Genomic DNA, 24,221 nt, shown 5'->3' on the forward strand with positions numbered 1-24,221 from the left:
CGCACCGGCCGATTGTGTGAGACCCAACGCCGACATTCGGCGCATGAACACGAAACCCCTGCCGTTCATCGGCACTGAGGCGCTGGCGGCCGGCCTGGTAACCAGGCGCACGCTGGTCAGCGGCCACGACATGATCTATCGCAACGTCTACCTGCCGAAAGGCGTGGAGCTGACGCCGGACAGACGAGCGATGGCCGCATGGCTGTGGTCCAACCGCAACGCCACTCTGGCCGGAATGTCCGCATCGGCGCTGTACGGCTCACGATGGATCAGCGGCGAGTTACCCGCCGAGTTGATTCGCACCGAGGCCTGCCCCGTCGAGGGAATCGTCATTCACCGGAACAAATTGCGGGATGACGAGGTCGGCGTTGCTGATGGAATGCCGGTGACCACGCCGGCCCGGACTGCATTCGACATCGGACGCAGAAGGGGACTCGAGAGGGCGGTCGTCCGGATCGATGCGCTGGCCCAAGCCACCGGGCTCAAGGCGGTCGACGTCGAGCGTCTCGCCGAAACCCGTCGCGGTGCCCGCGGCATCGTGCAACTGCGCCGGGTGTGGGAACTTATGGATGGCGGTTCCGAATCGCCGCAGGAAACGCGGACGCGCCTGCTGTTGGTAGCGGCCTGTTTTCCGCGGCCACAAACGCAGATCCTCGTCGTCGACGAGCACGGGAGATACATCGGCCGCGTCGACATGGGGTGGGAGGATTTCAAAGTCGGCGTCGAATATGACGGCCCGCAACACTGGGAGGACCCTGAGCAGTACGCCCACGACATCGACCGGCTGGCTGAACTGGCGGCTCAGGGGTGGCTGATCATCCGGGTGAGTCGGGATCTCTTCCGCTATCGGCCGCATGTCTTCTTGGCCCGTGTGCAGGAGGCTATGCGCGCAAGAGCTTGGCCGCACGCAGACAAGGTCCGGCTCGACGCACGGATCTCTTGGCTTGAGCTCCGTTAGGCCGCCGAGTGTGGCCTAAATGCACGCGTTTTCGCGCGCACGTGTGCTGGTAACCCACGTTCGCCCCGAAATAGGGGCTACCCCGGGGCGTTGCCGATCAACTCGACGCCGTTGCCGTTCCACCGGAACTTCACCACGCTGTCCAGGCCGGGCACCCCGTTGGAATACCGCAGCGCGACGGTGTCGCCGGTGCTGGCGCTCGGATCGATGCCGTTGAAACCGTAAGTGGCAGGCACCCCGTCGGGAATGAACTTGCCGAGGTGGAACATCACCGCGCGGGTGTTGGGGTTTTCGGCGTTGGTGTTGGCTTTGACGATCACCACCGACAGCTGCGCGCACTCGTTGTAGTTACCGGCCAGCGGCTCCGGGCTCCACCCTTGGTTGCTGCGCGGGTCGCGAGGCAACTCCGAAACCGCCTGAGCGATCTCCGGTGCGGCGAGGTCGACCTCGCACGGGTCCGCTGCCGCCGTCGTGGTCGGTGCCGCCGCCGGCAGCGACGACGGCGCCGACGCCGCGGACGTCGGGGGAGGTGCCGTGGGGCCCGGTGTCTTCGAGACGGTGGAGTCGCCTGCCCCGCAGCCGGCGAGCAGAACCGTCACGACACCGATGAGACTGCAGAACCGAACCGTGCACTTCACCTAATCCACCCTCGCAAATCGTGTCGGACAGATCGCGGCGACACACCGGCGTGCTGTGACGGAAGTGACGACTGGGCCGCGTGGCGAATTGGGCAGGTGACGGGCATTAGAATCGCTACCTGATGACGTCCTCTGAGTCGGATCCGAACCAGGCACCTCCGACTGCCGAACTGACCTTTTCTGACCTGCAGATTCACCCGGCGGTGCTGCAGGCTGTCGTGGACGTCGGCTACGAGTCGCCGTCGGCGATCCAGGCCGACACCATTCCGGCGATGATGGCCGGCTCCGACGTCGTCGGCCTGGCCCAGACCGGCACCGGTAAGACGGCCGCCTTCGCCATCCCGATCCTGTCGAAGATCGACCCTGCCAGCCGCGCCACTCAGGCGCTCGTACTGGCACCGACGCGCGAGTTGGCGCTGCAGGTGGCTGAGGCGTTCGGCCGCTACGGCGCGCACCTGCCCCAGATCAACGTGCTGCCCATCTACGGCGGCTCGTCCTACGGCCCCCAGTTGGCGGGTCTCAAGCGCGGGGCGCAGGTCGTCGTCGGCACGCCCGGCCGGGTGATCGATCACCTGGAGAAGGGCCGACTGGACCTGTCGCACCTCGACTACCTGGTGCTCGACGAGGCCGACGAGATGCTGCAGATGGGCTTCGCCGAAGACGTCGAGCGCATCCTCGCCGATACCCCGGAGTACAAGCAGGTGGCGTTGTTCTCGGCGACCATGCCGCCCGCGATCCGCAAGATCACCACCAAGTATCTACACGACCCGGTCGAGGTCACGGTCAAGGCGAAAACTGCTACCGCCGAGAACATTTCGCAGCGCTACATCCAGGTCGCCGGGCACCGCAAGATGGATGCGCTGACCCGGGTGCTCGAGGTGGAAGAGGGCGACGCGATGATCGTGTTCGTCCGCACCAAGCAGGCCACCGAAGAAGTGGCCGAACGCCTGCGGGCGCGAGGCTTTTCCGCGGCCGCCATCAACGGCGACATCCCGCAGGCGCAGCGGGAACGCACGATCGCCGCGCTGAAAGACGGCAGCATCGACATCCTCGTCGCCACCGATGTGGCCGCGCGCGGGCTGGACGTGGAACGGATCAGCCACGTCCTGAACTACGACATCCCGCACGACACCGAGTCCTACGTGCACCGCATCGGCCGCACCGGCCGCGCCGGCCGCTCGGGTGCCGCGCTGTTGTTCGTCACGCCCAGAGAGCGCCATCTGCTCAAGGCCATCGAAAAGGCCACCCGCTCCAAGCTCGTCGAAACCGACCTGCCGAGCGTCGAAGACGTCAACGCCCAGCGCGTCGCGAAGTTCCGCGACTCGATCACCGAGGCACTCAACGCGCCCGGCGTCGACCTGTTCCGCAGCATGATCGAGGACTACGAGCGCGAAAACGACGTTCCGATGGTTGATATCGCCGCCGCACTGGCGGTGCAGTCCCGCGACGGCGAGCAGTTCCTGATGTCCGAACCGCCCCCGGAGAAGCGTCGCCGCGACGAGCGCCCGGAGCGGCCCGACCGCGGCCCCAAGCAACCCCGTCGAGCCGGGCAGAACTTCGCCACCTACCGCATCGCCGTGGGTAAGCGGCACAAGGTGAGCCCTGGCGCGATCGTCGGCGCCATCGCCAACGAGGGTGGCCTGCACCGCAGCGACTTCGGCCACATCTCGATCCGCGTCGATCATTCGCTGGTCGAGCTGCCGGCCAAACTGTCGCGCGAGACGGTGAAGGCCCTGGAGCGCACCCGCATTCAGGGCGTTTTGATCAACTTGCAACCCGACCGTCCGCCACGCAAGGGCGGGAAACCCCCTCGCCGATCGAAATGACGCTGTCGCGCGGGGTGGATGCGCAGGGCGGCCTGGAGTCCATCAGTAGGCCCGAGCGGGTCGCCTCGCTCACCGGGATCCGCGCGGTCGCTGCCCTGCTGGTCATGGCTACCCACGCCGCCTATACCACGGGTAAGTACCCGCAGGGATACGTCGGTCTGGTGTATTCGCGGATGGAGATCGGTGTGCCGATCTTCTTCGTGCTCAGCGGTTTTCTGCTCTTCGGGGCGTGGGTCAAGGCCGCCGCCGCGGACAAACCGCCGCCCTCATCCCGCCGCTATGCCTGGCGCCGGGTGCGCCGCATCATGCCGGCGTACGTCGTCACGGTGCTGGCGGCCTACCTCGTCTACCACTTCCGCACCGCGGGACCCAATCCCGGCCACACCTGGGAGGGGTTGTTCCGCAACCTGACGCTCACCCAGATCTACACCGACCACTATCTGTATTCGTTTCTGCACCAGGGCCTTACGCAGATGTGGAGCTTGGCGGTCGAGGTGGCGTTCTACGCTGTGCTCCCGCTGTTGGCCTGGCTGCTGCTCGTGGTGCTGTGCCGGCGGCGCTGGCGGCCGGGCCTGCTGGTGGTCGGCCTCGGTGGGCTCGCGCTGATCTCGCCCGCGTGGCTGGTGCTGGTGCACACCACCGACTTCCTGCCCGACGGGGCGGCGTTGTGGTTGCCGACGTATCTGGTGTGGTTCATCGGCGGAATGGTGCTGGCGGCGTTGCAGCCACTGGGTGTGCGGGCGTACGCGCTGGCTTGTGTTCCGTTGGCGGTGGTGTGCTATTTCATCGTCTCCACCCCGATCGCCGGGGAGCCCACCACCTCGCCGACCGAGCTGCGTGAGGCGTTGGCCAAGACCGCGTTCTACGCGGTGATCGCGACGTTGCTGGTGGCGCCGCTGGCGTTGGGGGATCGCGGGCTGTACTCGAGGTTCCTTGCCAGTCGCCCGATGGTGTTCCTCGGCGAGATCTCCTACGAGATCTTCCTGATCCACCTGATCACGATGGAGCTGGTGATGGTGGAGATCGTGCGCTATCCGATCTACACCGGCTCGGTTTTCTGGCTGTTCGTGCTCACGTTCATCGTCACGGTGCCGTTGTCCTGGCTGTTGCACCGGTTCACCCGGGTGCGCGACCGTTAGCGGAATATTAGGTTAAGCTGCCCTAAGAAATCGAATTCACTGAAGGGCTGTTGTTTCTATGTCCGACAAGAAGCCGACGCGCGGATTCCAAGGCGCGGTTCTCAAGCTGATGCGTGCGGGCGATTACCAGCTGACGGTCACCGGGCGGCGCGAGGTGACGCCGCACTACCTGCGGCTGAGCTTCACCGCCGGCGGGATGCTCGCCGACCGGCCGCTGCATCCGACGATGTGGATCCGGATGTGGTTCGCCGACGGCGACAAACTGCACCAGCGCGGTTTCACGCTGGTGGACCCGAATCCGGAGGTCGACACCGTCGACATCGAGTTCGCCCTGCACGAGGGCGTCGCCTCGCAGTGGGCGCAGAAGGCCAAACCGGGTGACACGATCGAGGTGACGGTGCTCGGCAGCAATTTCAAGCTGCCCGAACCGCAGCCGGCCGGCTACGTCATCGTCGGCGACACCGCGTCGTTGCCCGCGATCAACTCGCTGCTGCAGGCCATCGGTGACGTCCCGGCGCGGGTGTACCTGGAGGCCAGCCACGACGACGACAAGCAGTTGCCGGTGGCGCGCAGCGCCGATGTCATATGGGTGGACCGCAAGAACTCCGGCGAGTCGTTGATTCAGGCCGTCAACGAGGCGGCTTTCGACGCCTCCGATCACTTCGGTTGGGTCGCCTGCGACAACCGCACCACCCGCGCAGTCGCCAAGGTGTTCCGCGAGAACTACAAGATCCCGAAGAAGTCCATCAAGGCGCAAGCGTATTGGGTCGCCTGACGGCTCCGGGCGCTACTGGGTAGCCTGACTGCTCGGCACCATGATCGGCATGACGAACTCCTCGAGCATCGAGCGCTCGTCGGCTTCGTCGTGACCCGGGAAGACCAGCAGCGACGTCATCACTCGCACCAACCAGCGCGCCCGATGCCCCACTATCTCGGGCTCATCGGGCGCCAGCGAGATCACGAACGCTTCGGTCAGCGCCCTGATCACCTCTGACTGCTCGGCCATCTCGGCGCCGATCGGCCGTTGCGTCTTGGCGAACCACGATGCCAGCGCGGGACTTTCGCGCACGTTGCGCAACGAGGCCATCATGCCCTCGATGAGCCGTTCCCGCGGGTCCGCCACCGAGGCGACCTGATCGGTCATCTCGCTGTACAGGCGGTAGGCCTCGCGGTGCACATAGGCGGTGTAAAGCGCATCGCGGCTGTCGAAGTACCGGTACAGGGTCGCGCGGGAACACCCTGCAGCCGCAGCGATTTCATGCATACCGACGGTGGCTGCCTCATGCTTGGCGAACAGCTCGCCTGCCGCATCCAAGATCCGGTCCGCGGCGACCTCGGTGCGTCGTGCGGCCAGCCAATCACCGGCCATCAGCGGCTCACCGTGAACGGGACGGACAGTGGTCGTCGCACGTAACTTCCTCCGGCCCAGACGATCCCGTCCTCATCCACCTCGAACTCCGGAATCCGCGCCAGCAGTTCGGTGAGCGCGACCCGCGACTGCATCCGGGCGGCCGCGGCGCCGAGACAGTGGTGCGCACCGTGGCTGAAGGTCAGGATGTTGCGCGGGTTGCGCGTCACGTCGAGTTCGGCGGCGTCGTCGCCGAAATGGCGTTCGTCGCGGTTGGCCGATCCGTACAGCAGCATCACCCGGCGGCCTTCGGGAACCGTGGTGTCGCCGATCGTGACGTCGCGGGTCACGGTGCGGCCCAGCATCTGCACCGGCGAGGTCAGTCGCAGGAACTCGTCGACGGAAGCCGGTATCAGATCGGGGTTTTCGACCAGTAGCCGACGTTGGTCGGGTCGCTGGTGCAGCAGCTGCACCGAGCCGCCGAGCATGCCGGTGGTGGTGTCGTTGCCGCCGGTCACCATCGTGAACGTGAACGCGAGTATCGACAGCACCCCGGCGATGTCGCCGTCGGCGCCGACGCCGGCCGACACCAGATGCGAGACGGTGTCGTCGCGATCTTCCGAGGGCTCGGTCCGCCGCCGTTCGATCAGCACGGTGAAGTACGCCATCATCTCGCCGACCGCATCACCGGCGGTGCCCAGGGCACCGGTGATCCCGCCCTCGGCGGTGCTGGCAGCCACGATCGCGTCGGTCCAGCCGTCGAACTTGTCGCGGTCTTCCTCGGGGACACCGAGATAGTGCGCGACGACCATCGACGGCAGCGGTTTGAACAACTCGGCGACGATGTCGCCGCCGCCGTTGGCTCGGATGCGTTCGATTCGCTCGATGACGAACTCGCGCACCTTGGGTTCGACCGCCTCGACCTGCCGCGGGGTGAACCCGCGCGCCACCAGCTTGCGGAACTGGGTGTGCATCGGCGGATCCTGCATGACCATCGGAGGGTTGTCGGCCAGTCCGATCAGTTCGAGTTCGCCGTAGTTGACCGTCAGCCCCTGCGCCGACGAGAACGTCTCGTGGTCCCGCGCGGCCGCCCAGATGTCGGCGTGCCGGGACAGCACGTAGTAGTCGCGGGGGTGAGCCCCCGATGTGCCGGAGTCGGGCCTGCCCTCGGGCACGACGTGGTGCACGGGATCGTGATCGCGCAGCGCCGTGTACATCGCCCACGGGGCAGCCCAGGTGTCGGCGGTGGCGAGCTGGAAACGAACCGGCGGCTCATGAGACAGAGTAGCTGTCATGTCTCATTGGTATGACACTACATGGGACTGTGTCAATAGCTCCTGGCGATTCGGGCGGATTTCGTCACGCTCACCGTGACCAACTGCGCCGCAATCGCTATAGGCCGGCGCCGGGGTTGAGGATGTTGTCGGGGTCCAGCGCGGCCTTGACGCGACGGTTGAGTTCCATCGCCTCCGGCCCGAGTTGACCGGCGAGCCAGGGCCGTTTGAGCCGCCCGACACCGTGTTCACCGGTGATCGTGCCGCCGAGGCCGACGGCGAGGTCCATGATCTCGCCGAACGCCGCGTGCGCGTGTTCGGTCATCTCGGCATCAGCGGGGTCGTACACGATCAGCGGATGGGTGTTGCCGTCGCCGGCGTGGGCGATCACCGAGATCATCAGGTCGTGGTTCGCGGCGATCTTGCTCACCCCGGCCACCAGGTCGGCCAGCGCGGGCAGCGGTACGCCGACATCTTCGAGCAACAGCGAACCCTTGGCCTCCACGGCGGGAATCGCGAACCGCCGGGCGGCGACGAACGCCTCACCCTCCTGCGGATCCGATGTCGAAAACACTTCTCTGGCAGCATGTTCGGTGAAGATCTGAGCCATGAACTCCGCGTCGGCGGCACCCGAGGGCCCGCGGTCGTCGCTGGCGGCGACCATCATCGCGGCCGCACTGCGATCCAGGCCCATCCGCAGCTTGTCCTCGACGGCGTTGATGGCCGTCGAATCCATGAACTCCATCATCGACGGCCGGATCCTGGCGGTGATGGCGACGACGGCGTTGGCCGCGGCTTCCACCGAGTCGAACGTGGCCACCACGGTGCACGCGGTGTTCTGCGCAGGCAACAGCTTGAGCGTGACCTCGGTGACGACGCCGAGTGTGCCCTCGCTTCCGACGAACAGCTTGGTCAGCGGCAAGCCCGCGACGTCCTTGAGCCGTGGCCCGCCCAACCGCACCGCGGTGCCGTCGGCCAGCACCACCTGCAACCCGAGCACGTAATCGGTGGTGACGCCGTACTTCACACAACACAGCCCACCGGCGTTGGTCGCGATGTTGCCGCCGATGCTGCAGATCTGAAACGACGACGGGTCCGGCGGGTACCACAGCCCGTGCTCGGCGACCGCCTGCTTGACCTCGGCGTTGAGCAGCCCCGGTTGCACGACGGCCGTGCGAGTGACCGGGTCGACGGCGATAGCGCGCATTTTCTCGGTCGACAGCACGATCGCCCCTTCCAGTGCGGTCGCCCCGCCGGAGAGCCCGGTGCCCATCCCGCGCGGCACGACGGCGATCTTGTGCTTGGTGGCCCAGCGCAGCGTCGCCTGCACATCTTCGGTGCTGCGCGGACGCACCACGGCCAGCGGCGTTCCCGCGCTCGGATCGAACGCGCGGTCGTGCCGATACGACGCCAGGATGTCGGGATCGGTGACGACCATGCCTTCCGAACCCTCGGGCGTTTGGGTGATCAACTCGTCTAGGGCAAACTTCACACGGCAATCCTACGAGAGCTCGCGAAATCCGAACGCCGCCAACCGACCAGAGGTTGTACTCGCGCCGTGATCAGCGGGAATCCGCTGGCAGGGCGCGACGGCGAGTTGACTGCGATTCGTCGGGCGCTCGGCGGGGGTGGCAACACAGCCGGCGTCGTGATCGTCGGGTCTGCAGGCGTGGGCAAGACCCGGCTGGCCCGCGAGGTGCTGACCCGAGCAGAGAGCGCCGGTGGGCGCACCAACTGGATCGTCGGAACGGAGTCCGCGCGGGCGCTGCCACTGGGCGCGTTCACCGCCGTGTTGGGCGATTCGATGGCCGATCCCATGCCCAATGTGCGACGCGTGATCAATTCCTTTGTCGCCCTACAGCGTCGGGGCCCGGTGCTGATCGGTGTCGGTGACGCCCATCTCCTGGACGGATTGTCCGCGCACGTCGTGCACCAGCTCGCGCAGAGCCGCGACGCCCGTCTGGTGGTGACCGTGCGTTCCGGCGCCGACGAGCCCGACGCCGTCACCGCGCTGTGGAAGGACGGCCTGCTGACCCGCCTCGACCTGGAACCGTTATCGGCAGCGCCGACCCGCGCCATGATCGACGACGTGCTGAGCGGCGCCGTCGACGCGGGCGGCGCCCGCCGGTTGCAGAAACTCACCGACGGTAACGCCCTGTTTCTGCAGCAGCTCGTCAAGGACCAGGTGGCCGCGGGACGGATGCGGTGCATGCATGCGGGGTGTGGATGTGGGACGACGACGACGTCGCAGTGTGAGCCGCCGGCCGTCAACGTGCTGTGCGATCTGGTGCGCCGCGCTGCTGGCGCTCGACTCCGATCTGTCCCCCGGACCCGCAGCTGTACCTGCAGTCCGCGCGTTAGGCGATGACGCTTCTGGACCTCGACTTCGCCGAGCGTTTCGCCACGGCGGCCGCGGCGGCCGACGCACCCGAGGCTCCCGCGATCGAGGCGTGCGTAGACGCGGTCTCGGCCCGCTGTGACATCGCAGAGGAAAAGGCCAGGGCCGCACTGGATTCCGGTTTACTAACCGACTTTCACGCGATGATGGCGGCCGTAGCGCTGGCCACGGCGCTTGGCGCGTTGGGGCGCGCCGAGGAACTGACGACGGTGGCAGACGCGGCGCTGGACCGTGCCACGACCCGTTTCAGGCGTCGCACATGCGGTTCTGGTTCGCCAGCGTGTACGCGCGCGCCTGCCGCCTGGCCGGACGGGTCGGTGAATGCGACGCGACGGTGCAGCGGCTCGCCGAATCCGCGACCGAAATCCCCAGCCTTGCCTACGCGAACCTGGCGTCGCTGTTGGGCAATTTTGAGCCGATGCGCGGAAACGCCAAGGCCGCGGTGAAGCTTATGCACGAGGCCCTCGCCAGTGTCGAAAGGCATGGTGTGACAACGGGTCTGCGACCGGGCACATACTTTGCTTTAGCCGAGGGGCACGCGAAGCTCGGTGCGGCCGAAGCGGCCAGCGCGGCGGTGGCCGGCGCTCAGTCGTGCGTTCCATCCGACTATGTTCATGCAGACAGCGCTGAGCATCGCGACCGTGGGGTCAGCGGCACGCCAAGCCCGTGAGCGCCGGCAGCCCACGCACGAAGTCGCCTGCCTGCAGGCCGCGGCGCAGTGGGGCGACGCCACATGGGCAAGCCGGTCACGTGAGCTGGCCGACGAGTTGGCGTTACCCCTTGCCAGTGCCGTTGCCCGGCATACGGAATCGTTGGCCGCAGATGACGGGAAGGGTTGATGGCGGCATCCAACGAATACCTTGCGCTTGGACCGGGCCACCGCCGCCGACGCGGCTGCCCAGGCCGCGGTCGCCTTCACGCGCGGTCAACAGCGCAAGCGCGGGCTCTATGCCGCGGCGGTGGCCGAGGAACTCAGCGACGCCTGCGGGGGGCTCTGCACCCCCGCGCTGCGGGGCCCCGCCAGCCAGCCGCTGACCGGGCGGCAACGCGAAGTCGTCGAGTTGGTGGTGGCGGGCCTGTCGAACCGTGAGATCGCCGAGCGGCTGGTGATGTCGGTGCGCGCGAGCACCCGCGCGGAGTTGGCCGCGATCGCGCGGAAGGGCCCGTCGGCCGGACGTCAAGTCGCTGGCTAGCGCGGCTCGTCGCTACCGGGTACGGCCTCTTCCAACAGCGTTTCTACCGCACCGGCAAGGTAGGCCGCCGCGTAGTGACCGTCGCCGCGGCGCCGTTGATTCTTGAAGTAGTCGAGTTCTCTACGCAGGTCATCGAGCGTTTCATCGCTCACCCTCGCCATGAATCCTCCACGCATACCCAGTAGATCCCGGTGGCCGCCCCCACCGGGCCACCTATGGAGGTAACCATGAATTCGGCGAAACGTGTTGAAAATGAGCGTAGTTCTCACGCCAACTGCCCAACAACACCAATGTGTTTCAGCGGAAACGCTCACTGGTCCACGCGCTCGGTGGCGGCCCGCGGTGCGCGGTCCAGCTCGCGCAGCGTCGGCAGGAAGATCGCGACGACCCCGAGCAGCACGATCGGCAGCGACAAGGCCAGAAACGTCGTCTGCAGCCCGGCGGCATCGGCCAACGGGCCGGCGACGATCAACCCCAGTGGGCCGGCGGCATAGGCGAGCGACCCCATCACCCCGACCACCCGGCCGCGCAGATGCCGTGGTGCGCGGGTCTGCATGACGAAGTTGTAGATCGGTTGGATCGGTCCGTAGGCGAAGCCGGCGAGCGCGGACAGCAGCAGGATCACCGGCAACGGTGGTAGGAACGCGATCAACGACATCGCGATGCCCAGCGTCAGCACGGCGGTCAGCATCGTGACCCGTCGGCTCATGAACTTCGATGTCACCGCGTAGCCCAGGGCGCCGACCAGACCGCCGATACTCAGCGCCATCAACACCCACCCGAGCTGTGCCGGCTCGTCGCGGTCGGTGAAGTACTTCGGAAACAGCACGCTCTCCATCGGCATGTACAGCCCGAACACCGCGAGATCGATCAGCGCCAGCAGCCGCAGCACCCGCAGGTTCCATACGAAACGCAGCCCCTCGACTACGCCGTCCCAGACGCCTTCGGGTAGCTCACCGCGGTCCGGCTTGCCCGCACCCTCCAACCGGAGCGCCGCCATCGCCAGGATCGACAGCACGAACACCGCGGCGGTCACCCACATCGTGTTCACCCCACCGATGGTGGCGATCAGCAGCCCGCCGATCCCCGGGCCGACTATGTAGGCGAGGTTGAACACCGCCTCGTAGGCACTGTTGGCCCGGTCCAGGGTCCACTCGGCACGTTCGGCGGCTTCGGGCAGCATGGTCTCGCGTGCCGTCATGCCCGACGGGTCGAAGAACGCGCCCAGCGCCGCCAGGCCGGCCAGCACCGCGACGTTGAGCGCCTCGACGCCGAACGTCAACGCCAGCACCGGCACCGCCGCCACCGACAGCGCAGAGAGCGCGTCGGAGATCATCGACACCCGTCGACGACCCAGGTAGTCGACCGCCGCGCCAGCGATGATCGTCGCCACCAGCAACGGCAGCGACCCCGCCATGGCGACAATCGATGCGTCCACCGCAGACCCGTTGCGCTGCAGGACAAGCCATGGGAACGCGATAAGGGAGATGCCGTTGCCCGCGCCGGCCGTCAAGGCGGAGAACAGAATCAGCACCATCGGTCCGCGCTTGCTGTTCACCAGAGTATCTAACATCGCACAGGGCCGGTCGGCACCTGATTTTGCCGCCCGTGCACAGTGGTGTTGTGAAGTTGGCCCATCCGCGTACTGGAAAGCTCTTCGATTCCCCGGTGCCACCCGGTAGCGGTTGGCCCGGTGACACGGCGACCCCGGACACCGCGGTGGCTACGACGGCTGCTCAGGTGGCGTCGATGGCGGTCGCCGCGCAGACCATCGAGGAGTTGGACGCCGCGATGTCGGTGTGCCGTGCCTGTCCACGGCTGGTGCAGTGGCGCGAAGAGGTGGCTGTGCTGAAGCGGAAATCCTTCGCGGGCGAACCCTATTGGGGGCGTCCCATACCGGGGCTGGGGGCAAAGCGGCCGCGGGTGATGATCGTCGGGCTGGCGCCCGCGGCGCACGGCGCGAACCGCACCGGCCGGGTCTTCACGGGCGACCGCTCCGGGGATTTCCTCATCGCCGCGATGCACCGCACCGGGCTGGCCAATCAGGCGCTGTGCGTGGACGCGGCGGACGGGTTGCGGCTCAACGAGACCCGGGTAGCCGCTGCGGTCCGATGTGCGCCTCCGGGTAACGCGCCGACGCCTGCTGAACGGGCCACCTGTGCGCCGTGGCTCGATGCCGAATGGCGGCTCACATCCCCGACCGTGCGGGTGATCATCGCGCTGGGTGGGTTCGCATGGCGAGCAGCACTACAGATGGTGCGCACCGGAGGGGGAACGGTGGCCAAGCCCGCGCCCCAATTCGGCCACGGCGCAACGGCGAAGCTGGGCGACCTCACGCTGATCGGCTGCTATCACCCGAGCCAGCAGAACACGTTCACCGGCAAGCTCACCGCGCCGATGCTCGACGACGTGTTCCGGCAGGCCGCCGCTCTAGCATCCGTCGGATAGTCGCGAACTGCGCGTCGGCCAGCCCGCCCAGCTCGGTCTGCGCGATCTCCTCGTAGTGGGCCACCGTCCATTCGTCGAACACCTGCAGAACCCGAAACACCAGCGCGATTTGCAGCGCTTCGGGCAGGTCGTCGCGCACCGCGCCGGACCGCCGCCCGACATGCAGCACCTCGGCCACCCAGGTGTGCACCGCGGCCAGGGTGTCGTTCACGGCGGCCTTCGCCGCAGCGGGAGCTTCGCCGTAGAACATCCGGCCCAACGTCAGGAACTCCTGTTGGCCTTGGGAGAGGTCGACCAACTCGGCGAAGAACTTCTCGAGCTGCTCCCAGAATGTGTCCCCGCGAAATTGTTCTGGATGGGGAACAGCGATATTTGCGCCGACCGAATCGACTAATTCACCGACGACGAAATCGAATAGCTCAGCTTTTGACGAAAATACGTAGTAGAACGAACTCTTGCTCATCGCGCAGCGTTCGATGATGCGGTTCAGCGACGCGTCTTCGTAACCAGCCAAGGCGAATTCGGCTGCAGCCACGTCGACGAGACGCCGGCGTCGCTCCGGTGGCATGCGCTTGAGTCGGCTGGCGGTCACACCTAATCCTAACTGAGTGGACCGGATGGTCCAGTCAATGGTAGCGTGGGAATATGTTCAGTCCGACCACCCTCGAAAAACAATATGCTCAAGCCGCCGGGGACACGCTGCGCGTGCTCGTCGTCGGCGCGGGCATCGCCGGCCTGACCGCCGCGCAACTGCTGCGCCGCGACGGCCACCAGCCGGTGCTCATCGAGCGGGGTGACCAGGGCTCGTCGGCCGGCTACATGCTGGCGCTGATGCCCATGGTCGACGTTGTGCTCGACGATCTGGGGGTACACGAGCGCTACCGGGCGGCCAGCACGCCGCTGAAGCGCTACGCCGTGCACGGGCACACCGGACGCAAGCTGCGGGAGGATTCGATGTCGGCGATCCTCGAGAGGTTCGGCGACTATCGGGGCATCGCCCGCGGTGTGCTCATCGACGTGCTGTCCGGCGACGGGTGCCCGGTCACCTTCGGCTCCACGGTCATCGAGCTGACGGAGAAATCCGAAAACGTCGAGGTGTCGGTGCGCACCCCTGAGGGCACCCACCGGCTGGCCTTCGATTTCGTCATCATCGCCGACGGAATGCATTCGGAGACCAGGGGATTGGTACTTCCTCCGCAGTCGACGGCGGTGGTCGACACCGGATGGGGTGGCTGGGTGGTTTGGGCTCCGAGCAACGACCCGGCCGGTGACCCAGACCTCGGCGAAGAGTGGTGGGGCGCAGGATTTTTCGCCGCCCTGTACCCCGTCAAAGACGAAGTCGGCGTGTTCGTCGGCGGCCCGCGCGCCGATACGGCGGCGGGACCGGCCGCTTTCGTTGCGCAAATCCGCCGCCAGCTCGACGAGATCAGCCCACGGCTGCAGCGTGCACTGCAGGCGGTGCTCGACGATCCCGAACCGTACTACTGGGCGTTGACCGACTGTCGGGCGCCGACGTGGGCCACCGGGCGCACGGTGCTGCTCGGCGACGCCGCCGCAGGGTTTTTACCCACCGCCGGGATCGGAGCGGGTATGGCGATGGAGTCGGCGTGGACGCTGTGCCAACTGCTGCGCCAGTGCGACGACATCGACCTGGCGGACCTGCTGCGCGGCTACGAACGCGTCCAGCGTCCACGCGTCGAGGCCGCCCAAGACAACTCGCGCCGCCTGGCCTCGCTGATGTTTCGCCGCAGCAGGCTGTTGGCGGTGGCTCGTGAGGTGGCGATGCGCTTCGTCCGCGTGGAACGGGCACTTCGTCCGATCCAGCGGTTGCTGCAGGAGCAACCCGATGCGCACGCGCTGTTCAGGGCGGCCAGGGAACGTATAGGTGCGTCATCGCGTTGACGTAAGCATGCGGCTTTCTGTTCTTGACCTCGTACCGGTTCGTACCGATCAGTCGACCGCTGCTGCGTTGGCGGCGTCCACGCAGCTGGTGCAGACTGCCGACGGCCTCGGCTACACGCGTTTCTGGGTCGCAGAGCACCACAACATGCCGTCGGTCGCGGCGACCAGCCCGCCGGTGCTGATCGCGCACCTGGCTGCCCACACGACACATATCCGGGTGGGCTCGGGTGGTGTGATGCTGCCCAACCACGCACCGCTTGCCGTGGCCGAGCAGTTCGCGTTGTTGGAGGCCGCCCATCCCGGGCGCATCGACCTGGGCATCGGCCGGGCACCCGGTTCGGACCCGGTGACCTCCTGGGCCCTGCGCAACGCCGCCGGTCGCGATGATCGCGACATCGAAGCGTTCCCTGACTATCTCGACGATCTCGTCGCGCTGATGGGTCAGCGCGGCGTGCGGGTACCGATCCCCAACGAGCGCTACATCCTCAAGGCCACCCCGGCCGCGGTGACGGTGCCGAAACTGTGGCTGCTGGGCTCGTCGATGTACTCGGCGCACCTGGCCGCGGTCAAGGGGTTGCCGTACGTGTTCGCCCACCATTTCTCCGGTAAGGGCACCGCCGAGGCGCTCGAGGCGTACCGATCGAGGTTCCGCCCCAGCGATCACACTCCTGAACCGGTGACCTTCCTGACCGTCAACGCGGTGGTGGCTGAAACGCCGGAGGAGGCAAGGGCTTTGATGTTGCCGAACCTGCACATGATGGTGCAGCTTCGCACGGGCCAACCCCTCGGTCCGCTTGAGATCGTCGAGGACGCCGAAGCGGCGACGTTGACGCCGCACGCGCAGCGGATCGCCGAAGACGCCTTACAGCGTGCGGTCGTCGGCACCCCGGCGCAAGCAGCCGAGCAGATGCGCGCCTTGGCCGCCGAGTTCGACGTCGACGAGATCATGGTCAACCCGGTCGCCTCCGCGCGACGCGGCACCGACCCGGCCACCGCGCCCGCGCGCGACAAGACGTTGGAACTGCTCGCCAAAGAACTGTTCTGACACCAGGCATCGACTCTGCGGTGAGGGCGTGAATGCCGCGGAATTTGCGCCCTGTGTGCAGAGTCAACCTCGAGGCGTCAGAACGACGACGGGAATCTGGCGCGACGTCCGCTTCTGGTAGTTCTGGTAGCGGTCGGCGTTGTTCTCGTTGACGATGCGCCACAGCCGCGGGTAGTCGGGATCGTCGGCAAGCACCGGCTTGGCCGTCACCGCGAACCGCTTGGGCCCGACGTTGATCTCGACGTTCGGGTCGGCCTTCAGATTGTGGTACCAGCCCGGGGATTTGGGATCCCCACCCTTGGACGCGACAACGAGGTAACTGTCACCGTCCTTGGCGTAGGTCAACGAGTTGGTGCGCTGGATCCCGGTCTTGGCGCCGACGGTGTGCAGCAGCAGGTTGGGCGGGGTACCGGGCAGGATGCGGTGCCCGATGCGGCCGTTGGTCCTTTTGTAGATCTTGTCGTGCAGCCTCAGCATCGGCAGGCCGATGTATCGCTCCCACAGGGGCATGCTCATGTGCTCAGTCTTGCGCAGCCTCGTCGAGTTGCGCCAGTGCCTCCCGCAGCAGCCGTCCGCTCTCCTCACGGTCGGGATCGTGGCGCAGCAGCATGCCCTTGGCAAAGGAGAGCTTGTCGCCGGAGCGACGCGGCAACACGTGCAGGTGAATGTGGAACACGGTTTGGAACGCGGCCTTTCCGTCGTTGATCACGACGTTGTTGCCGTCGGCGTGCAGCCCGGAGTTTCGGGCGGCCCGCGCGATGCGTTGGCCGAGCTTGACCATCGCCGCGACGGTCTCCGGCGGGGTGTCGGTCAGATCGACCGTGTGACGCTTGGGAATGACCAGCGTATGACCCCGGGTGAACGGTCGGATGTCGAGCACGGCGAGGTAGCCGTCGTCCTCGTAGATCCGGATGGCCGGGGCCTCACCGGCGACGATCTGGCAGAACACACAAGACATTCCGCCACGTTAGCGGTTATGTGTTCGCCGTTGCCCACTCGGCCAGCCGGCGGTCGCGTTCCTCGGGTGAGACGTCCTCGACCCGAGTCATCACCGTCCAGCGCTGGCCGAATGGGTCGAGGATCGACGCGAACCGGTCACCGGTGACGAAGGTCTGCGCGGGCTCACGAACGGTGGCGCCCGCGCGCTCGGCCTTGACGACGACAGCGTCGACGTCTGGGCAATACAGCGCGAGGGAATGGGTGGCCGCGGCGCTGGGATCGGGTGCGGCGATGTCATAGGCCTGCGCGGGGTCACCGAGCTGGAGCCGGCCGTTGCCGAAATCCAGTTCGGCGTGCACCACGCCGTCGGGGCCGTCCATCCGGTCGACGACCGTCGCGCCGAACACCGACACGTAGAAGTCGATGGCGTCCGCCGCGCCGTCGACGCACAGGAACGGGGTCAGGCTGGTGTATCCCTCAGGAATCGGTTTCACGCTCATGTCGGCAAGTCTCGTAGCCTGACACGCATGGGTGCTTGGAAAAATGCGACAACCGGTGCGCCCATGCGCGGCGTGGTCGGCCGGGCGCACACCGCGTCGACGTTCGACCTGGACAAGTGGGCTCCGTCCGATGCGACGGCCCGGTTCGTCGAATACTTCTGGTCGGTGCAGTGGGACCTTCGTGACCAAGAGCCGTTCGACAGCACGGTGATCACCTTTCCTTCGATGCACATCACCCACGAGTGGGGAGATGACAGCCCACGGCACGGCTTCTCGTTACCGAACACGTTGGTGCACGGCGTGGTCGAACGGGTCTTTCACACGACGATCGCCGCGCGCGGCACCGTCGTCGGCGCGCGGTTCTTGCCCGGCGGGTTCGCCGCCCGGTTCGGCCGCGACGCCGCCGAGTTCACCGGCCGCATAGCGCCGGTCGACGCCGAGTTGTTCGACGAGCCAATCGATCTCGACGATGAAATCGGCGCGGCATCGAAAGGTCTGGACAATGCGATCGGTGCGTATGACGGACCGCTGAACCCCACGTACCAAGCCGTGACCGCGTTGCTCGACCGGATCCGTGACGACGGTCAGCTACACCGCGTAGAGCAGGTGATGCAGCTTTCCCCGTGGAGCCCCCGAACGACGCAGCGCATCGTCCGCCGTTATGTCGGAGTGCCCGTCAAGTGGGTGTTGTGCCGCTACCGGCTGCAGCACGCCGTGCTGGCGATTGAAAGCCACGCCGACGTGGACTTCGCCGACCTCGCGGCTCGCCTCGGCTGGTACGACCAAGCCCATTTCATCAACGACTTTCGCGCCATGCTGGGTTGCACACCCGGCGAATACGCCACCCGTTACGGGGCCTGAGCCGCTACGCTGCCGCGGATGGACACCCGTGAGCTCGCTTTCGCAGGTGCCGCCGAACAAGCCAGGCGACTGGCGGCGGGCACGATCACCGCTCCGGAGTTGCTGGAGCGCTACCTGAACCGCATCACGCAGCTCGACCCACTGCTGAGGACCTATCGCGTCGTCCTCGCCGACTCGGCACGCCAGGAAGCCGGTGTCGCGCAGGATCGGCTCAACGCGGGGGAGCGGCTTCCGCTGCTTGGCGTGCCGATCGCCATCAAGGACGATGTCGATGTCGCCGGCGCGACGACGACGTACGGCAGCGCGGCCCACGGCCCCGCGCGTACCAGGGACGCCGAGGTGGTGCGAAGGTTGCGTGACGCGGGCGCGGTGATCATCGGCAAGACCGCGGTGCCCGAGATGACGATCTGGCCGTTCACCGAGACCATTACGTACGGCGCGACGCGCAATCCGTGGAACACCGACTACACCCCGGGTGGTAGCAGCGGAGGCAGCGGCGCGGCGGTCGCGGCGGGCCTGACGGCGATGGCGCTGGGATCCGACGGCATGGGGTCGATCCGCATCCCCTCGACGTGGTGTGGATTGTTCGGCATCAAACCCCAGCGGGATCGGGTGCCGATGGCGCCGCACGACGATGCGTGGAACGGGTTGAGCGTCAACGGGCCGATCGCCAGAACCGTCGAGGATGCCGCGCTGTTCCTTGACGTGGCGGCCGGCGAATCGGGGTTCGTCGCTGCGGTAGGCAAGGAGCCGGGTCGGCTGCGGATTGCGTTGAGCACCAAGGTTCCACCGCCGTTGGTCGCACCGATCGGCAAGGCGCAGCGGGCCGCCGTGCACGAGGCTGGTGCGCTGTTGCGCGAGCTCGGCCACGACGTGATCGTCGCGGATCCGCACTATCCGCGCACGGCGGTGGCCCACGCGTTGGCCCGCTACTTCAAAGGCGTCTACGACGACGTGCAGACGCTTCCGCACCCCGAGCTGCTCGAAGCGCGCACCCGGGCGTTCGCCAGGGTCGGCGGCCTGATCTCCGATCAGCGGATGCGTCGTATCCGCGGCACGGAAAGCCAACTCGCCGAACATGTCCAGTCGATCTTTGACGATGTCGACGTTGTCCTCACGCCCGGCACCGCGACCGGACCGTCGCGCATCGGCGCCTACCAACGCCGAGGAGCGATGTCGACCCTGGCCCTGGTGGCCGCACGCGTACCGTTTCAGGCGATCTTCAACGTGACGGGACAGCCCGCGGCCGTCGTGCCGTGGGATGTGGACGGCGCCGGTGTGCCGACGTCGATTCAGTTGGTCGGCCGCGCGTTCGACGAGACCACGCTGCTGTCGCTGAGCGCACAGATCGAGAAGGCGCGGCCGTGGGCGCACCGCCGCCCGCCGGTGTCCTGACCCCAATTTTTCGCGAGCGTGCGTGTTCCCCGCGCTTCGCGGTGGGCCCAGCGGGCCGACACGCCGTCAAAATGCGCGAGTTTGCCGCACGCTCGCCGCAGCTAGCCGCGGATGACCGAACGCCAGGCCGCCAGTTTGTCTTCGAAGCGCATCGTCTGCGCGGGGCTGGTCGACGGCAGCCGGTGATTCCGCAGAGCCGGTGCGGCGCCGACGAGACGGTGGTAGTTCTTCTCCGCTGCCGCTCCGTTGAACAGCACCCGGGCGATACCCGGATACTCGGCGAACAGCTTCTGAAAATCGTTGGGCACCATGCTGTTCCGTTCCACCGCGGAATCGAGGCTGCCGACCCGCCAGCAAGACCGCAGCACATCCCACACCGCTATCCCGTGCGCGGTCAGCGCGGCGATCCGCTCGTCGTACGGATCGTCGGCGCCGAATCCGAAAATCTCACCGCTGATCCGCCAGAACGCGTTGCGCGGGTTGCCGTAGTACTGCTGCACGGCCAACGACATCGCGCTCGGCATGTTGCCGAGGATCAGCGTGTGCGCGCCCTCCGCGATGATCGGTGGGAACCCGTGCAGCAGCAGCGTGGCCATGAGTCGAATATGACACGGCGCCGGGGTATACGTTGGGCCGGTGGCCGATGATCTCGACATCGCGGCGTCCGGGCTGCTCGATGGCCTCGACGGCGACGCCCGCACCGAACGCGCCGAGCTGATCGAATGGCTGTCGGGCCAGGGTTTCACCGTCGAGCAGATCCGGGGCGAGGTCTCGCCGATGCTGCTGCCGGCAGGCCGTCTCGTCGGCAACGACGGCGTGCACGTCTCGGCGCGACAGATCTGCGAAGAAACCGGTATCGACCTGGAACTGCTGGAGGCCTTGCAGTCCGCCCTGGGGCTGCCCCGCGCCGATGACCCCGATGCCGTCGTGCATCTGCGCGCCGACAGCGAAGCGGCTGTGCGCGCGAAGGTCTTCCTGGACATGGGGTTGAGCCGAGAGCAGGTGGTCTCGGTGGCCAGGGTGCTCGGCCACGGCCTCGCGCAGACCGCCGAAGCCATGCGTGAAGTCGTGCTCGAGGCGGTGATCACCCCCGGCGCCACCGAACTGCAGCTCGCGCAGGCCTACGAGAGCCTGGTGCGGCAGGTCTCGCCGCTGTTGGGCCCGCTGTGCGACGACGTGCTGCACATCCAGCTGCGGCACACGTTGGAAACCGAGGCCGTCAGCACCGCTGAACGCGCCGCAGGCGCATTGCCCGGTGCACGCACGATCGCCGTGATGTTCGCCGACCTCGTCGGTTTCACCCGCCTCGGCGAGGCGGTGCCGCCGGAGGAACTGGAAACCCTGGCCAGCCGGCTGGCCAACCTGACCCGCGACGCGGTCACACCGCCGGTCCGGTTCGTCAAGACCATCGGGGACGCGGTGATGCTGGTCAGCACCGATCCGGTGGCGTTGCTCGACACGGCGCTCGAACTGCTTGCCGCAGCGGACAAGTACGAGGACTTCCCGGCACTGCGCATCGGCCTCGCGCTTGGCTCTGCCGTCAGCAGGGCCGGCGACTGGTTCGGTAGCCCGGTGAACGTGGCCAGTCGCGTGACGAGCGTGGCACGCCCGGACTCCGTGCTTGTCGCCGAGAGCGCGCGCGACGTGATCGGCTCGGCCGACGGGTTCGCATGGTCATTCGCGGGTGCGCGTCGGCTCAAGGGCGTCAAGGGCGACGTCAAGCTGTTCCGGGCCCGACGAGAAGCCGGCTGACATACCATCCACACATGATCCGAGCGGCCACGGCTCTTTGGGTATCGACCGTCGCGCTGGCCGGTATGGCGAGCGCAGCCACCGCGCACGCGCAACCACCACCGCTGCCGGGACCGTGCAACTTCACGCTGTCACCCCCGCAGGTCGTGCAGGTGTCGGGCGCCGACATGGTCACGGCCACCGTGACCCCCGTCGGCTGTGCGGGCATGTTCGAGCCGAAGTTCGGTGTGGCGTGCCTGCACGTCCAAGGCGGTCCGGGCAAGTGCACACAGTCCAGGGGTGCCGGCACGGCGCAGGTGTACGAGCCGTATCAGCCTGGCACCACGTACGTCTCGTCGGGGCGGGGCTGTGGCGCGATGTTCGATTTCACCACCGACCCGAACTGCCTGTTGCTGGGCCCGGTTACCGCGACGCTGTGAAACCGCGCAGTCGCAGGCTGTTGCTGACCACGAAGACAGAGCTGAAAGCCATTGCGGCGCCTGCGATCATTGGGTTCAGTAGCCCGGCGGCGGCCAACGGCAGCGCGGCGACATTGTAGGCGAACGCCCAGAACAAGTTGCCTTTGATGGTTGCCAACGTCTTGCGCGACAGCCGGATCGCGTCGGGGACGGCACGCAGGTCATCGCGCACCAGCGTCAGGTCGCTGGCCTCGATGGCGACGTCGGTGCCGCTGCCTATCGCCAGACCCAGATCGGCCTGCGCCAGCGCCGCGGCGTCGTTGACGCCGTCGCCGACCATCGCCACGACCCTGCCGTCGGACTGCAGCCGTTTGACCGCATCGACCTTCTCGTGGGGCAGTACCTCCGCGATCACCTCGCCGATGCCGACCTGGTGCGCCACCGTCTCGGCGGCTGCCCGGTTGTCGCCGGTCAGCATCATCGGCGTCAGCCCGAGCGCGCGCAGTTCCGCGATGGCGTCGGCGGATGTGGACTTGACCGCATCGGCGACCACCAGCACGCCGCGTGCGGTGCCGTCCCACCCGACGACGACGGCGGTGCGCCCTTCCGCTTCCGCGCGCCGCACGGCCTGATCGAGCACATCGGAAACCGGGACCACCAACCGCTTCCTGCCGACCACGACGGTGTGTCCGTCGACCGCACCCTGCACGCCGAGACCGCGCAGGTTGGTGAACTCTTGCGCGACGGGCAGTTCACCGAGCTTGTCGCGTGCGGCGGTGGCGATCGCCTTGGCGATCGGATGTTCGGAGTTGTTCTCCAGCGCGCCCGCGAAGCGCAGCACCTGCTCGGGTTCCTCGCCGTCCGCAGCGATCACGTCGAGCAGCGTCATCAACCCGGTGGTGACCGTGCCGGTCTTGTCCAACACGATGGTGTCGATGCGCCGCGTGGACTCCAACACCTCAGGGCCCCTGATCAGAATGCCCAGCTGTGCGCCGCGGCCGGTACCGACCATGAGCGCTGTCGGCGTGGCCAGCCCCAGCGCACACGGGCACGCGATGATCAGTACTGCCACCGCAGCGGTGAACGCGGTTGCGGCTGATCCCGTTGTGACCAGCCAGGATCCGAGTGTCGCCAGCGACAACGCGATGACGATCGGCACGAAGACGCCCGAGATCCGGTCGGCCAGCCGCTGCACCCGGGCCTTTTCGTTCTGCGCATTTTCGACCAGCCGGGCCATCTGCGCCAGCTGGGTGTCGGAGCCGACCCGGTTGGCCCGCACCAACAGCCGGCCGTCGACGTTGATCGTCGCACCGATCACCTGATCGCCAGGACCGACGTCAACGGGCACCGACTCGCCCGTCAACATCGACGCGTCCACCGCCGAATCACCTTCGACGACAACACCGTCGGTGGCCACCTTCTCGCCCGGACGCACCACGAACTGGTCTCCAACCACCAATTGTTCGAGCGGAATGCGTTGTTCTGCACCGTTTCTGACGACAACGACGTCTTTGGCGCCCAGTTTCAGCAGCGCGCGAAGCGCCGCACCCGCCCGGCGCTTGGCTCGGGCTTCGAAATACCGCCCTGCCAAAACGAATGTCGTCACCCCGGCCGCCACCTCGAGATAGATATTGCCGCTGCCGTCGGACGGGCTGATCGTTAACTCGAAGGGGTGGGTCATGCCCGTAACACCCGCGGTGCCCCAGAACAGCGCGTAGATCGACCATCCGAACGCCGCCAGGGTGCCCATCGAGATCAGCGTGTCCATCGTCGCGGTGCGGTGCCGCAGATTGGCCCAGGCGGCCTGGTGGAAGGGCCACCCGCCCCAGACAACCACGGGCGCGGCCAGCGTCAGCGACAACCACTGCCAGTTCGGAAACTGCAGTGCAGGCACCATCGCCATCGCGATCACCGGAACCGTCAGCGCCAACGAGATCAGCAGCCGGCGTCGCAACGCCGCGGCTGGGTCTTCCTCCGCCGCGGCAGCGCGGTCCTCGGTGGCGGGCAGATGCGCCTGGTAACCGGCCGCTTCGACCGTACGCACCAAGGACTCCGGTGCCACGTCGTCGTTGTAGGTGATGCGCGCTTTCTCGGTCGCGAAGTTAACGGTCGCACTCACGCCGTCAATTTTGTTGAGTTTCTTCTCGATCCGGTTGGCGCAGGACGCACACGTCATACCGTCGATCGACAGCTCGATCGTCGACATG

The 24,221-nt window shown here is 67.1% G+C and carries 26 protein-coding genes; 14 read left to right on the forward strand and 12 right to left on the reverse strand.

The window, feature by feature from the left end; translation table 11 throughout:
* Positions 1 to 43 precede the first annotated feature (43 nt).
* Positions 44 to 958 (forward strand): type IV toxin-antitoxin system AbiEi family antitoxin, encoded by a 915-nt coding sequence (locus ABQF13_RS14590; protein ID WP_448393455.1) that lies wholly within the window; start codon positions 44 to 46, stop codon positions 956 to 958.
* A 77-nt stretch (positions 959 to 1,035) separates the two neighbouring features.
* Here the strand turns inward: ABQF13_RS14590 and ABQF13_RS14595 are convergent, their stop codons facing one another.
* On the reverse strand, positions 1,036 to 1,596 hold the full coding sequence (locus tag ABQF13_RS14595) for an LppP/LprE family lipoprotein (protein WP_448393456.1): 561 nt from the start codon (positions 1,594 to 1,596) through the stop codon (positions 1,036 to 1,038).
* Positions 1,597 to 1,718: 122 nt separating this feature from the next.
* On the opposite strand from ABQF13_RS14595, the gene ABQF13_RS14600 reads away from it, so the two are divergent.
* The 3 genes from ABQF13_RS14600 to ABQF13_RS14610 are packed head-to-tail and all read left to right on the forward strand — an operon-like array spanning position 1,719 to position 5,336.
* Complete coding sequence (locus ABQF13_RS14600) at positions 1,719 to 3,422, forward strand: DEAD/DEAH box helicase (protein ID WP_448393457.1); 1,704 nt, start codon at positions 1,719 to 1,721, stop codon at positions 3,420 to 3,422.
* Entirely contained in the window at positions 3,419 to 4,561 is a 1,143-nt protein-coding gene (locus ABQF13_RS14605) for an acyltransferase family protein (protein WP_448393458.1), read from the forward strand. The genes ABQF13_RS14600 and ABQF13_RS14605 overlap by 4 nt, the downstream gene beginning before the upstream one ends.
* A 58-nt stretch (positions 4,562 to 4,619) precedes the next feature.
* Complete coding sequence (locus tag ABQF13_RS14610; RefSeq protein ID WP_448393459.1) at positions 4,620 to 5,336, forward strand: siderophore-interacting protein; 717 nt, start codon at positions 4,620 to 4,622, stop codon at positions 5,334 to 5,336.
* A 12-nt stretch (positions 5,337 to 5,348) separates the two neighbouring features.
* On the opposite strand, the gene ABQF13_RS14615 is transcribed toward ABQF13_RS14610, so the two are convergent.
* The 3 genes from ABQF13_RS14615 to ABQF13_RS14625 all read right to left on the reverse strand — a co-directional run bounded on the left by ABQF13_RS14615 (position 5,349) and on the right by ABQF13_RS14625 (position 8,621).
* Entirely contained in the window at positions 5,349 to 5,930 is a 582-nt protein-coding gene (locus ABQF13_RS14615) for a TetR/AcrR family transcriptional regulator (protein ID WP_448393460.1), read from the reverse strand.
* A complete protein-coding gene (locus ABQF13_RS14620; protein ID WP_448393461.1) occupies positions 5,930 to 7,204 on the reverse strand; it encodes a cytochrome P450 in 1,275 nt (424 codons plus the stop codon). The genes ABQF13_RS14615 and ABQF13_RS14620 overlap by 1 nt, the downstream gene beginning before the upstream one ends.
* Before the next feature lie 97 nt (positions 7,205 to 7,301).
* The gene (locus ABQF13_RS14625; protein ID WP_448393581.1) at positions 7,302 to 8,621 is read right to left on the reverse strand and encodes an FAD-binding oxidoreductase; all 1,320 of its coding nucleotides are present in this window, start codon (positions 8,619 to 8,621) and stop codon (positions 7,302 to 7,304) included.
* A 120-nt stretch (positions 8,622 to 8,741) separates the two neighbouring features.
* On the opposite strand from ABQF13_RS14625, the gene ABQF13_RS14630 reads away from it, so the two are divergent.
* The 3 genes from ABQF13_RS14630 to ABQF13_RS14640 all read left to right on the forward strand — a co-directional run bounded on the left by ABQF13_RS14630 (position 8,742) and on the right by ABQF13_RS14640 (position 10,774).
* The gene (locus ABQF13_RS14630; RefSeq protein ID WP_448393462.1) at positions 8,742 to 9,551 is read left to right on the forward strand and encodes an AAA family ATPase; all 810 of its coding nucleotides are present in this window, start codon (positions 8,742 to 8,744) and stop codon (positions 9,549 to 9,551) included.
* Positions 9,552 to 9,840: 289 nt separating this feature from the next.
* Complete coding sequence (locus tag ABQF13_RS14635) at positions 9,841 to 10,251, forward strand: hypothetical protein (protein ID WP_448393463.1); 411 nt, start codon at positions 9,841 to 9,843, stop codon at positions 10,249 to 10,251.
* Positions 10,252 to 10,447: 196 nt separating this feature from the next.
* Complete coding sequence (locus ABQF13_RS14640) at positions 10,448 to 10,774, forward strand: LuxR C-terminal-related transcriptional regulator (RefSeq protein WP_448393464.1); 327 nt, start codon at positions 10,448 to 10,450, stop codon at positions 10,772 to 10,774.
* Here the strand turns inward: ABQF13_RS14640 and ABQF13_RS14645 are convergent.
* On the reverse strand, positions 10,771 to 10,926 hold the full coding sequence (locus ABQF13_RS14645) for a hypothetical protein (RefSeq protein ID WP_448393589.1): 156 nt from the start codon (positions 10,924 to 10,926) through the stop codon (positions 10,771 to 10,773). The genes ABQF13_RS14640 and ABQF13_RS14645 overlap by 4 nt on opposite strands.
* A 158-nt stretch (positions 10,927 to 11,084) precedes the next feature.
* Positions 11,085 to 12,335 (reverse strand): multidrug efflux MFS transporter Tap, encoded by a 1,251-nt coding sequence (locus ABQF13_RS14650; RefSeq protein ID WP_448393582.1) that lies wholly within the window; start codon positions 12,333 to 12,335, stop codon positions 11,085 to 11,087.
* 62 nt (positions 12,336 to 12,397) lie between these two features.
* On the opposite strand from ABQF13_RS14650, the gene ABQF13_RS14655 reads away from it, so the two are divergent.
* On the forward strand, positions 12,398 to 13,222 hold the full coding sequence (locus ABQF13_RS14655) for a uracil-DNA glycosylase (protein WP_448393465.1): 825 nt from the start codon (positions 12,398 to 12,400) through the stop codon (positions 13,220 to 13,222).
* Here ABQF13_RS14655 and ABQF13_RS14660 read toward each other — a convergent pair.
* A complete protein-coding gene (locus ABQF13_RS14660; RefSeq protein ID WP_448393466.1) occupies positions 13,161 to 13,814 on the reverse strand; it encodes a TetR/AcrR family transcriptional regulator in 654 nt (217 codons plus the stop codon). The genes ABQF13_RS14655 and ABQF13_RS14660 overlap by 62 nt on opposite strands.
* Before the next feature lie 53 nt (positions 13,815 to 13,867).
* On the opposite strand from ABQF13_RS14660, the gene ABQF13_RS14665 reads away from it, so the two are divergent.
* Both ABQF13_RS14665 and ABQF13_RS14670 read left to right on the forward strand, forming a co-directional pair.
* The gene (locus ABQF13_RS14665; RefSeq protein WP_448393467.1) at positions 13,868 to 15,124 is read left to right on the forward strand and encodes an FAD-dependent oxidoreductase; all 1,257 of its coding nucleotides are present in this window, start codon (positions 13,868 to 13,870) and stop codon (positions 15,122 to 15,124) included.
* Between the two features lie 7 nt (positions 15,125 to 15,131).
* Positions 15,132 to 16,169 (forward strand): LLM class flavin-dependent oxidoreductase, encoded by a 1,038-nt coding sequence (locus tag ABQF13_RS14670; RefSeq protein ID WP_448393583.1) that lies wholly within the window; start codon positions 15,132 to 15,134, stop codon positions 16,167 to 16,169.
* 63 nt (positions 16,170 to 16,232) lie between these two features.
* On the opposite strand, the gene ABQF13_RS14675 is transcribed toward ABQF13_RS14670, so the two are convergent.
* From ABQF13_RS14675 to ABQF13_RS14685, 3 genes are read right to left on the reverse strand one after another with little or no spacing between them, the layout of a single operon-like run.
* Entirely contained in the window at positions 16,233 to 16,685 is a 453-nt protein-coding gene (locus tag ABQF13_RS14675; protein ID WP_448393468.1) for a nitroreductase family deazaflavin-dependent oxidoreductase, read from the reverse strand.
* 4 nt (positions 16,686 to 16,689) lie between these two features.
* A complete protein-coding gene (locus ABQF13_RS14680; protein ID WP_448393469.1) occupies positions 16,690 to 17,127 on the reverse strand; it encodes an HIT family protein in 438 nt (145 codons plus the stop codon).
* 16 nt (positions 17,128 to 17,143) lie between these two features.
* Positions 17,144 to 17,608 (reverse strand): VOC family protein, encoded by a 465-nt coding sequence (locus ABQF13_RS14685; RefSeq protein ID WP_448393470.1) that lies wholly within the window; start codon positions 17,606 to 17,608, stop codon positions 17,144 to 17,146.
* A 27-nt stretch (positions 17,609 to 17,635) separates the two neighbouring features.
* On the opposite strand from ABQF13_RS14685, the gene ABQF13_RS14690 reads away from it, so the two are divergent.
* Together ABQF13_RS14690 and ABQF13_RS14695 are read left to right on the forward strand one after the other, a co-directional pair.
* Positions 17,636 to 18,469 (forward strand): AraC family transcriptional regulator, encoded by an 834-nt coding sequence (locus tag ABQF13_RS14690; RefSeq protein ID WP_448393471.1) that lies wholly within the window; start codon positions 17,636 to 17,638, stop codon positions 18,467 to 18,469.
* Between the two features lie 18 nt (positions 18,470 to 18,487).
* Positions 18,488 to 19,864, forward strand: coding sequence for an amidase (locus ABQF13_RS14695; RefSeq protein WP_448393472.1), 1,377 nt, complete (start codon positions 18,488 to 18,490; stop codon positions 19,862 to 19,864).
* A gap of 101 nt (positions 19,865 to 19,965) precedes the next feature.
* Here ABQF13_RS14695 and ABQF13_RS14700 read toward each other — a convergent pair whose 3' ends face one another.
* Entirely contained in the window at positions 19,966 to 20,460 is a 495-nt protein-coding gene (locus ABQF13_RS14700; RefSeq protein ID WP_448393473.1) for a DNA-deoxyinosine glycosylase, read from the reverse strand.
* Between the two features lie 40 nt (positions 20,461 to 20,500).
* Between ABQF13_RS14700 and ABQF13_RS14705 the strand changes: the two genes are divergently transcribed.
* Together ABQF13_RS14705 and ABQF13_RS14710 are read left to right on the forward strand one after the other, a co-directional pair.
* Positions 20,501 to 21,616, forward strand: a complete 1,116-nt coding sequence (locus ABQF13_RS14705; protein WP_448393474.1) for an adenylate/guanylate cyclase domain-containing protein — start codon at positions 20,501 to 20,503, stop codon at positions 21,614 to 21,616.
* 14 nt (positions 21,617 to 21,630) lie between these two features.
* A complete protein-coding gene (locus ABQF13_RS14710; protein WP_448393475.1) occupies positions 21,631 to 22,035 on the forward strand; it encodes a hypothetical protein in 405 nt (134 codons plus the stop codon).
* Here ABQF13_RS14710 and ABQF13_RS14715 read toward each other — a convergent pair.
* The gene (locus ABQF13_RS14715; RefSeq protein WP_448393476.1) at positions 22,019 to 24,220 is read right to left on the reverse strand and encodes a heavy metal translocating P-type ATPase; all 2,202 of its coding nucleotides are present in this window, start codon (positions 24,218 to 24,220) and stop codon (positions 22,019 to 22,021) included. The genes ABQF13_RS14710 and ABQF13_RS14715 overlap by 17 nt on opposite strands.
* Position 24,221 lies beyond the last annotated feature (1 nt).

The sequence above is a fragment of the Mycolicibacterium sp. XJ879 genome (assembly GCF_053483935.1).